Here is a 7,929-nt window from a genome sequence, read left to right as displayed (position 1 = left end):
ATAGTTCAAACAGGATTACCAAATTGCAGTGTATAATTCAACCAGGAATAACAAATCATCGTGTATAATTAATTCAGGATTTATTCAGTAAGGTGTATAGCCATTCTAGGATAAGACATTGTTTGGGAATGGTTTGAGAACGATTCGGGACATCTTTGGGTCTGCTTTGGGTGCTGTCCGGGATTTGTCCCCGATTTGTCCGGGTTTTCTCCGGGGTTTCCGGGAGAAATCCCGGAGAAAACCCGGACAAATCTGCGAAACCGCTCGGTGAGAAGGGCCGGCAGTCCCGAAGCAGGGGCGAACCAGTCCCCTGCAGGTACCGGACAGTAAGCTGGACTGAGTCTCTGTTCTCTTCCTGTCTGGCTCATATATCCGTCAGACAATACGAGTCTGAATTCCTCCTCATACGTCCAAAGTACAATCGCCGACCTGCATAAACAGGAACCAATACAAAACAATCAGCCTGTAATTCTATTTTATCATTAAATAAACGAAATCAATATGAACAGAACCATAGGATTAATACTGATCGTACTTGGAGTGGTCATGCTGATCTGGACAGGATTTTCTTTTACAAAAAAGGAAAAAGTAATAGATGCAGGCCCTATTGAAATATCGGCAGATAAAAAAGAAACTGTTAACTGGCCGCCTTACGTCGGAGGTATCCTTCTGGTGGGGGGAATTGTGATCGTTGCAGCCTCAGGGAAGACCAGGAGCCGGTAAATGACAGGAGGCCTTTTTGCGGCCTCCTGTGTAAATTTTATTTTTCGGAACGACAATTACATGCGGATGTACTAAATTGCGTCCTTTTCCATACAGAGATGCACGAACGACTAGAAGCTCACTTTGAAAACAGGGTTTATTACTTCTATTTAGAATCACAATCCGACGACGAAATATTTATCCGGATGTACAAAACGCCTTACCTCTTTATTAAGCATAATAAAACATGGATAAATGCAACGTCCAATAAAATGGCTATGGCCGATGGCCTGATTGAAGCGGTGGTAAAAGCAATCAGCGAGGCCTCCTGATCTCCGGCTTAACGTTCAACCAGTTCCTTTACAGACTCTCCGTAAAAGTCAGTCAGGCTTCCTTCTTTCTTAAGCAAGTCATACCATTTTCTGAACGCACCAATAAATACCAGGAGCATCAGGAACATGGCGGCTATTGCCAGCGAGGCCAGGATGTACTGCTGATGCGGAAGATAAATAGATGTCACCTGGATATACCCCGCCCAGAAAGTAATCAAAGCCATAAAAACACCGGGAATTGCCGACCACAAGGCATATTTCCCGCGGTTCATGCGGATCAGCATAGTGGTGCAGACAATCAGTCCGCAGGCAGCCAGCAGCTGGTTGCTGATACCGAATAAAGGCCAGATACTGCTGACATTGCCCGTATATACCAGATATCCCCATGCAAAAGTAAACAGCACGCTGCTGATGATCACTCCGGGCGTCCAGTTCTTGTCATTGAATTTCGGGATAACGGCGCCAAGCATCTCCTGCAGGAAAAAGCGCCCGACTCTCGTACCGGCATCAATGGCAGTCAGGATAAAGACAGCTTCAAACATAATCGCAAAGTTGTACCAGTAAGCCGTCAATTGATCCATGTAGGGAATCTTATTGAAGATATGAGCCATCCCTACCGCAAGCGAAACGGCGCCTCCCGTCCGGCCATGGAGATCGAGTCCGATCACATCCGCATAGTGCTGCAGGTCAACCGTATGCAATGCCGGATGGGCTGCCAGAAAAGCGTCATATCCCTCCTTGGGAGTATTGATAGCGAAGTAATCTCCCGGCATCAGTGTACAGGCAGCAATAAGGGCCATTAAAGCAACGAAGCCTTCTACCAGCATCGCGCCGTACCCCACGAAGAGAATTTCCCGCTCATGAGCGATCATTTTGGGCGTAGTGCCGGTGGCGATCACTGCATGAAAGCCGGAAATCGCACCGCAGGCAATCACAATAAAGATAAATGGCAACACGGGACCGCCGATAACCGGGCCACCGCCATTAATAAAGGAAGTAATAGCGGGCATCTGCACTGTCGGGTGAATGACGATCACCCCTATCGCCAGCATCAGGATAGTCCCGATCTTCAGATAAGTGGACAGATAATCTCTTGGTACCAGCAGGAGCCACACCGGAAGAACCGATGCCAGGAAGCCATAAACAGGAATGGCGATTGAAATGGTGCTGATATCCCAGCTGAACAGGTTATTGATCTGTTCATTCTGCATAAGATCATGCCCCCCGATGATGCCGGCAATCAGCAGCACGCCACCGAGTATGCTCGCAAAAGTCACACTATTCTTCCTGTAGCGCATAATCAGGCCCATGATGATTGCAATTGGCATAGTAATGATCACGGTAAAAAGCGACCAGGAAGCTTCATGCATGGCGTTAATACAGGCAAGAGATAAGCCGGCAAGCGTGAGAATCAGGATAAACAGGATCGCCAGTCCGGCTATAGTACCGGTCGTAGCCCCGATTTCCTTGGTCGCAATAGTGGCAAGGCTTTGCCCTTTATGCCTGACCGAGGCAAACAACACGACCATGTCATGCACTCCCCCGCCGAGTACGCATCCGATCAGGATCCAGAGCGCCCCTGGAAGATAGCCAAACTGGGCTGCCAGCACAGGGCCGACAAGCGGACCGGCGGCGGCGATTGCCGCAAAATGATGTCCGAATAATACTTTCCTGTCCGTTGCTACGTAATCCTGTCCGTCCGAAAACTCCACGGCCGGAGTAAGATGTTTGTCATTAAGGCGCAGAACTTTGTTCGCTATAAAGAGGCCATACACCCTGTAAGCAATGGCGAAGATGAGCAGTGCAGAGAAAATAAGAGTAAGGGCGTTAACGCCGTTGAGAACATCCATAAGCAATATATTGGTTAATCCGGCCAAAAGTTACTAAATGGTTCTGATAATGCCTCAATGAACATAAAAAAAGCTATTCTGAAAACTCAGCGCAATGCAGATGGATCTCCCGGCAGATCCCTACCAGCCAGTCACTTTTTTCTCCACGAACATCCGGATTACCAGTCAGAGAATGATGATCATTCCTGACAAGAGAAAGTCCCGATTTCAATGCATCAATGGCTTCCGTGACAGCTGCTTTCCCAGGTACGCTGCCGGAAAAAGCCTCACCGGCACGTAGTACAGAGAACAGGGAAGAAAGCACCGAAGTGAGCATCTGGTTCAGGATCTGGAACTGGAAGACATTCTTTTGCCTTCCCGAAAACCGCCTTGGCTCAGACAGCATTCCGTTAAAAGCGGTTGAAAGATTAGCAAGACTTACATAAGCGTCCTTGCGCGAAAGTTTATAGGAGGTTGGCTGGGCCGGTTTCCCCGACAGCTCAAACAGAAGCTTTTCGAGATATACGATATTTGCTTTGAGTACCTCTGCCATGAAAAAAGAGATCCTGCCAGATTCCCACACAGGGAAGACATAAGCAGCCGCGAAAGCAATTCCGCAGCCTATCAGTGTGTCGACAAGCCTCTCCAGGATAAACGAAGCATCTGATCCGGTATAAATATTCAGGCATAATATTACCATTATGGTAATGAAGATCACGCTTACCTGGTAGTTGATCCGGTTGCAGGCAAAAAAAGCCAGCAGGAAAAAGATAGCGGTAATGAGCTGAACACTTTGCCCGGGCAGGATGTACAGCAGTATAAGCCCTGCTCCTATCCCCAGCAGGCTCCCGCCAAGGCGTTCCTTATTCCGGCGTACCGTATGCTGAAAAGAAGGCCTCATAATGATCACGATAGTGAGCAATATCCAGTAACTATAGTTGCCAAGGGGAAGAAAGAGCGAAAGGATATAGCCCAGAACACAGGCCAGGGTAAGCCTGAGTGAGAAGCGGAAAACAGGAGAATTAACGCTTATGTTGGTCAGCAATGCTGCCCCCGGCATTTCATTACTTACAAAATGGTCATATTCAATCTGCGTTTCATCCGGCCATTTATCTTCTTCCTTCATTAAGGCCGAGCGTATGGCTTCAATATGCTCTGACACTCCCGACACGTTCATCTGCAGCTTTTTCAGCAGCAGCGCATTATCCGGCGTTTCGCGCTCGATGATATACTGAAGCCTCTGACTCATCAGGTCAAGTTCTTCGTTATATGATTCCTGCAACTGTATGTCGGCCCCCGAGTTAACGGCATAACCCAGCCGGAACAATTCTGCCGACATCAGCTCTATGATCCTGTTCACGAGTTCCAGCACACCGCTGACCCTGAAAACGCCCCTTACCTGCACATAATCATAATGAACGGCTGTAATCTCTTCATAAAGATCGATCACAGAGACCGAGGCCCGGAGAAGCATTTTCCCTTTTATATCCCCTTCGTTCATTGCCCTGGGTTCGCGCAGAATGATGCTTCTCAGCTGTTCCTGCTTCTCATTTACCTTCAGGTGGCGCGCCAGCAACTGCTTTTGCGCTTCATCAATGGGAGTGTTCACATCATAAAAGAGCGCTTTAACCCGCAAAAAGCCTGCTGTCGCAAAAATGCACTCAGCAATTGAATGCCTCACGGATTTGAATGGAAAAAGCCTGCTCTGCAGCAAACTGACCAGATAATACCAGGTAGCGCCCGCCAGTACTTCAAAACTGAACGCGATCGGATCGTTGGGCTTAAATCCGAGTACAAAGATCATAAAAATGATAGCAGCTGATCCAAGCAGGTAGAACCGGTTTCCGTATGCCGTCAGCATTGAGCAGCCGAAAACCACCAGGGTTAACCAAACACCTGTCACCACCGGCATATACCATACGCTGGCGGTAATGTAAGAAAGAAGAAAAAACAGGGGAACGCTGATCAGGGAGATCCTGCTCTTCTGCAGGATCGACCCCGCGCTGTCAGTCAGGCTGATCATCAGGGCTCCAAGGCCGATCGTAATAGCCTCCCGGGAATAACCCAGGCTGAATGCCATCACAACAGGCACTACCACCGTTAGTGTGATCCGCAGAGCATCTGTAAAATACTCAGAAAGGAAGAAATGGAAAAATCTGGTAATGACAGAGTACTTGGACATACAGGAAAGCCATTTTGAAAGCCGGCTGCAAAAGTAATACATTTCAGTCTGAACGCAGATGTATCCTCCTGATTATTACAATCAGCTGTCCCGGGATCAGAAAAACAGACAAACATTTGCATCAGTTGCACGAAAGAAGATAATTTCGCAACATGGAATACGAGAAGATGAGTGGCGGGGCTTTTCATCAGTTTAACGAAAATATACCGGAAGGGCCATTGCCGGAAAAATTCACTTATCCGTTCTGCTATGAAGCCCATCCGCTGGCCAGAATGGCGGCTTCGCAGGTCCGGGATTTCCTGAACAGTTCTTACGACAACGAGCACAACTTCGGCATCGACCCGGAGCATGAAGGAATGGTGATCGGCAAGATGTTCGGAGTGCTGGTAGTGAAAACCCCTGAAAACCAAACAGGCTTTTTAGCTGCCTATTCCGGAAAGCTGGCGCAGGGCAGGCAGCATCCGTATTTCGTGCCCCCCGTTTATGATGTATTTCAGGAAGACGGGATGTACCTGAACGAGCTGAAGAACCTGGTCGCTCTTAACGAAGATGTTGATTCACTTGAGGAGGACGGTACGTTCCTGGCGCTCAGGAAGAGTTTTGCTGAGACCCAAAAGCTGGCTGATGCCGAAATCAGCGAATGGAAGAGAAAGCTCAGGATGTGGAAAAAAGAACGCGACCAGAGAAGAAACGAGGGACGGCAAAGCTTAAAAGAAGAAGAATTTGCGGGCTTGCAGGATGTCCTCAGAAATGAAAGCCTAAAACAAAAGTTTGATTTAAGGATCTTATCAGCCTCCTGGCAGGAAAAGATCAGCGACATAGAGAAAAAGATCAGTCAGCACCAGCAAAAGATCGATCAACTGAAGGATGAACGGAAAAACCGGTCCGCCAGCTTGCAAGTCCGCCTTTTTGAAAACTACCGGTTCCTGAATGCCAGAAAGGAATGGAAAAGCCTCCTTTCTATTTTTACAGAGCAATCCGGACTCACTCCGCCTGCGGGGGCCGGAGAATGTGCCGCTCCCAAGCTTTTGCAATATGCATATCTGCATAATCTGCAACCCATTGCCATGGCGGAATTCTGGTGGGGACAATCGCCCAAATCAGAGGTACGCAAGCATGGTGAATTCTACCCCGCCTGCAGGGGAAAGTGCGGCCCTATCCTGACATTCATGATGGAAGGCTTACAGGTCGACGATAATCCCTTAGAAACCAACCCGGCTAATGGAAAAGAGATCAGCATCGTGTTTGAAGACGACGATATTCTTGTGATCAGCAAACCGGCGGAATTCCTGTCTGTTCCGGGGAAATTCGTTACAGACTCCGTCCAAACCCGGATCCAGAGGCTTTATCCCCGGGCTACCCTGGTGCACCGCCTTGATCAAAGCACCTCAGGCATCATTCTCGTGGGGAAACATTACGATGCCTATGTGTATCTCCAGAAACAGTTCGTCAAAAGAACTGTTGCAAAACGGTATCTTGCCGTTCTGGATGGCATTCTGGAAGAGGACGAGGGGATTATTGACCTTCCTCTCCGTGTCGACCTGGATAACCGTCCGCAGCAAATGGTTTGCTACGAACACGGCAAGCCTGCACAAACCCGGTATAAGGTGCAAAAGAGGGTAAATGGCCGTACATATATTCACTTCTATCCTGTCACCGGACGGACACATCAGCTCAGGGTACATGCGGCCCATTCATCCGGCTTAAATATTCCCATAGCGGGCGATGATTTGTACGGAACTAAAGATACGCGGCTGTTCCTCCATGCCGAATATCTCGAATTTACCCATCCCACAACCAGGGAGAGGCTTTCATTTACGGTCCCGGCAGATTTTGATATATAAAAACAAAAAGACCATCCCGGTTTGTCGTACAGGGATGGTCTTTGTATAACTCCCGGAAGCTCTTCCGGGCTATCCGTTTTCCCGGTTGCACCGGATCACTTACTATTTCTTGTCAGTAGAATATTCATAAGAATAAACCGTTTGCATTGAATTACTTCCATAAGTCTGAGTGAATGTACTCTTCACAGGAAAACCGTCTTCTGAGTATTCGTACTGGAATTTAAAATCAGGGCCCAGTGTTAGCATATTATTGATTTTTCCAAATATAACAGAGTGGGTATAATAGAAAAGCCATTCCGGAGTTGTACAGTTGATCATCGAGCCTTTCTTATTGTCGTAAGTAAATTCTGTCATCAAATCAAAATCAGGATGTCCATCTATTTGTCTGAATTCAGACTTCAAAGAACCGTTTTCATTATAGGTGTAAGTCATGTTAGCACCATGGGCTACCGCCGACACAATCTGTCCCTTAGAATTCGTAGTATACACCTCTGTGCTGCTGCTTTGAGTTGAACCCGGGTATGAAAGAACAAGGGTTATTGTGTTGGCACTGTAAGTATAAACAGACTTCTGCGACACAGCTCCGGCGAAGTACATATCCATGCCTGTCAGTTTACCTTCTTCATCATAACTGTAAACTTCTTTCCGTTCTTTTCCATCACTGGCAAGAGGATGAAGGAGTTCAGACAGCCGGTTCTTGCTGTCGTATTTAAATTCCCAGCGTTCGCCGTTACCTGACGAAACAGCAGTCAGTAATTTAACCCCGCTGGTTCCCGGACTTGTAGTTTCTTCTTCTTCAGGTGTGATAAGTTCATTTTTGTCGTTTTTCTTACATGCAGAGAAAATTGTCGCCACAGCCATGGCGAAAATTAATAGTTGTTTTTTCATTTTTGAGTTTTACCTTTTCTTGTGTTTTCAATCTTCGACAGACTTTGCGCAACGTGTCTAGAGTGCCTTCCTATACGGTAGGAACCAGAAAAGGTTATACTTAATAAAATTAATCTCTGGATGGATTTGCTTGCCGCATGCGGATTAATTCT

General features: G+C 47.4%; 6 protein-coding genes. 3 read left to right on the top strand and 3 right to left on the bottom strand.

The window, feature by feature from the left end:
- Positions 1-501: 501 nt before the first annotated feature.
- Both DDR33_RS22740 and DDR33_RS22735 read left to right on the top strand, forming a co-directional pair.
- Positions 502-723, top strand: a complete 222-nt coding sequence (locus DDR33_RS22740) for a YidH family protein (protein WP_109418101.1) — start codon at positions 502-504, stop codon at positions 721-723.
- Positions 724-821: 98 nt separating this feature from the next.
- Positions 822-1,034, top strand: coding sequence for a hypothetical protein (locus DDR33_RS22735; protein WP_109418100.1), 213 nt, complete (start codon positions 822-824; stop codon positions 1,032-1,034).
- A gap of 8 nt (positions 1,035-1,042) precedes the next feature.
- On the opposite strand, the gene DDR33_RS22730 is transcribed toward DDR33_RS22735, so the two are convergent.
- Both DDR33_RS22730 and DDR33_RS22725 read right to left on the bottom strand, forming a co-directional pair.
- Entirely contained in the window at positions 1,043-2,884 is a 1,842-nt protein-coding gene (locus DDR33_RS22730) for a carbon starvation CstA family protein (RefSeq protein WP_109418099.1), read from the bottom strand.
- A gap of 73 nt (positions 2,885-2,957) precedes the next feature.
- Positions 2,958-5,045 carry an FUSC family membrane protein gene (locus DDR33_RS22725; protein ID WP_158280838.1) on the bottom strand — a complete coding sequence of 696 codons (2,088 nt, stop codon included), beginning with the start codon at positions 5,043-5,045 and terminating at the stop codon, positions 2,958-2,960.
- A gap of 152 nt (positions 5,046-5,197) precedes the next feature.
- Between DDR33_RS22725 and DDR33_RS22720 the strand changes: the two genes are divergently transcribed.
- Positions 5,198-6,889 (top strand): RluA family pseudouridine synthase, encoded by a 1,692-nt coding sequence (locus tag DDR33_RS22720; protein WP_238387910.1) that lies wholly within the window; start codon positions 5,198-5,200, stop codon positions 6,887-6,889.
- A 102-nt stretch (positions 6,890-6,991) separates the two neighbouring features.
- Here DDR33_RS22720 and DDR33_RS22715 read toward each other — a convergent pair whose 3' ends face one another.
- The gene (locus DDR33_RS22715; RefSeq protein WP_146198833.1) at positions 6,992-7,777 is read right to left on the bottom strand and encodes a hypothetical protein; all 786 of its coding nucleotides are present in this window, start codon (positions 7,775-7,777) and stop codon (positions 6,992-6,994) included.
- Between the last annotated feature and the right edge of the window lie 152 nt (positions 7,778-7,929).

This window comes from Pararcticibacter amylolyticus (genome assembly GCF_003130405.1).
In the GTDB taxonomy this organism is placed as follows: Bacteria; Bacteroidota; Bacteroidia; order Sphingobacteriales; family Sphingobacteriaceae; genus Arcticibacter; species Arcticibacter amylolyticus.
This window is presented reverse-complemented; position numbering and strand designations above follow the sequence as displayed.

Bases quoted from the DNA above. Each gene is read 5' to 3' on its own strand.
- DDR33_RS22740 (WP_109418101.1), top strand. From the start codon at position 502: ATGAACAGAACCATAGGATTAATACTGATCGTACTTGGAGTGGTCATG.
- DDR33_RS22735 (WP_109418100.1), top strand. From the start codon at position 822: ATGCACGAACGACTAGAAGCTCACTTTGAAAACAGGGTTTATTACTTC.
- DDR33_RS22730 (WP_109418099.1), bottom strand. From the start codon at position 2,884: ATGGATGTTCTCAACGGCGTTAACGCCCTTACTCTTATTTTCTCTGCA.
- DDR33_RS22725 (WP_158280838.1), bottom strand. From the start codon at position 5,045: ATGTCCAAGTACTCTGTCATTACCAGATTTTTCCATTTCTTCCTTTCT.
- DDR33_RS22720 (WP_238387910.1), top strand. From the start codon at position 5,198: ATGGAATACGAGAAGATGAGTGGCGGGGCTTTTCATCAGTTTAACGAA.
- DDR33_RS22715 (WP_146198833.1), bottom strand. From the start codon at position 7,777: ATGAAAAAACAACTATTAATTTTCGCCATGGCTGTGGCGACAATTTTC.